Origin of the sequence: Eremococcus coleocola ACS-139-V-Col8, assembly GCF_000183205.1 — a bacterium.
In the GTDB taxonomy this organism is placed as follows: Bacteria; Bacillota; Bacilli; order Lactobacillales; family Aerococcaceae; genus Eremococcus; species Eremococcus coleocola.
The window spans coordinates 1-1,550 of sequence record NZ_AENN01000014.1; the positions used below are offsets into that span (position 1 = coordinate 1).

1 protein-coding gene is annotated in these 1,550 nt (G+C 38.8%); it reads left to right on the forward strand.

Going from position 1 to position 1,550, the window contains the following annotated elements; genetic code table 11:
- Window positions 1–53: 53 nt before the first annotated feature.
- Window positions 54–1,477, forward strand: a protein-coding gene (locus HMPREF9257_RS08945; RefSeq protein WP_425358104.1) for an IS3 family transposase whose coding sequence is annotated in 2 segments (ribosomal slippage) — window positions 54–614 and window positions 617–1,477 — 1,422 coding nt in all. Because the reading frame shifts where the segments join, the coding sequence is not laid out codon by codon here.
- The last annotated feature ends 73 nt before the right edge of the window (window positions 1,478–1,550 follow it).

Consider the following 1,550-nt stretch of genomic DNA (forward strand, 5'->3'; position numbering starts at 1 on the left):
TGTACTGACCCCCTAAAGTTGGACCAAAAAATCCAACTTTAGGGGGTCTTTGTATGGCTAAATATAGCTTAGAATTCAAAATGAAAGTCGTCGCAGAATATCTTTCGGATACGATTGGATACAAACCGTTAGCTAAAAAATACAACATGAAGGATACTCAACAGATTAGGCGGTGGGTCAATGCCTATCAAACGTCAGGGATTAAGGGGTTAAAACGCTCTCGTCAAAACAAAAAATACAGTGTAGAATTTAAGTTGAAAGCTATTACACTTTATGAATCCGGCGAAAAATCCTATCAAACCCTGGCTAATGAACTTGGGATAAATAATCCCTCTCTGATTGCGACTTGGCGCAGTATATATCTTTCGCAAGGGATTAAAGGATTGTCTCGTCCGAAAGGAAGACCACCCATCATGTCATTATCTAAACCGAACAAGCGTCAAACTAAACAGGACCCCCCTGAATTAACCGACTTAGAACAAGCGAACCAACGGATTAAAGAACTTGAATACGAACTTGAGTTACAGAAAATTAAGAATGAATACTTGGAACAGCTAAGGAGTTTGCGGCGTCAGAAAGCAATGAAGACAAAGCAAGAATCATCCACAAACTCCGTGACAAAGGATATCCCTTAACCAAGATTCTTGCGGCCGTATCGTTTCCAAAATCGGTCTATATGTACTGGCAAGCCAAATGGAAACAAGCGGATCCTGATGCAGAACTTAAAGAAGAAATGCTTGCGATTCGTCAACAACATCCTTGTTACGGCTACCGGCGAATGCACGCTGAATTAATCAATCGCGAATGGAAAGTAAATTGTAAGAAAGTTCAACGAATTTACCAGGAACTAGGTCTGCAAATCAAGCACTTCAGCCGTAAATATCGGAAATACAACAGCTATAAAGGCGTTGTTGGGCGGATTAAACCCAATCGAATTAACCGCCGCTTTAACACTTCCATTGTTCATCAAAAAATCACAACAGATACCAGTGAATTTAAATTCTACGAACTGGATTCCCAAGGAAGAACTCAAATTAAGAAACTTTATCTGGATCCATTCTTAGATATGTGTAATCTAGAAATCATTTCTTACAAGATCACATCACAACCCAATGGCATTTCTATGCTTGAAGCGCTCAGAGAAGCCATTGAAGTCACTGCAGACTGTTCATACCGTCGAATCTTCCACTCTGACCAAGGCTGGGCTTATCAAATGCCTGCCTACCAAGCTTTACTTAAAGAAAATCAAATCTTTCAAAGTATGTCACGGAAAGGAAACTGTTACGATAATGCACCCATGGAAAACTTCTTCAGTGTGATGAAGCAAGAAATGTATTACGATAAGATTTATCATAGTTACAGAGAATTAGAAACTGCGATTATTAAATATATACAGTACTATAATGCAGAACGAATCAAAGAAAAATTAAACTGGATGAGCCCAATTGCTTATCGCCATTCACTTCAAGCTGCTTAGAAAACAAAAATAAGAGAGACAAGTACATAAAATATGTACTCATCTCTCTGGTCCAACTTTTTGGGGTCACTAT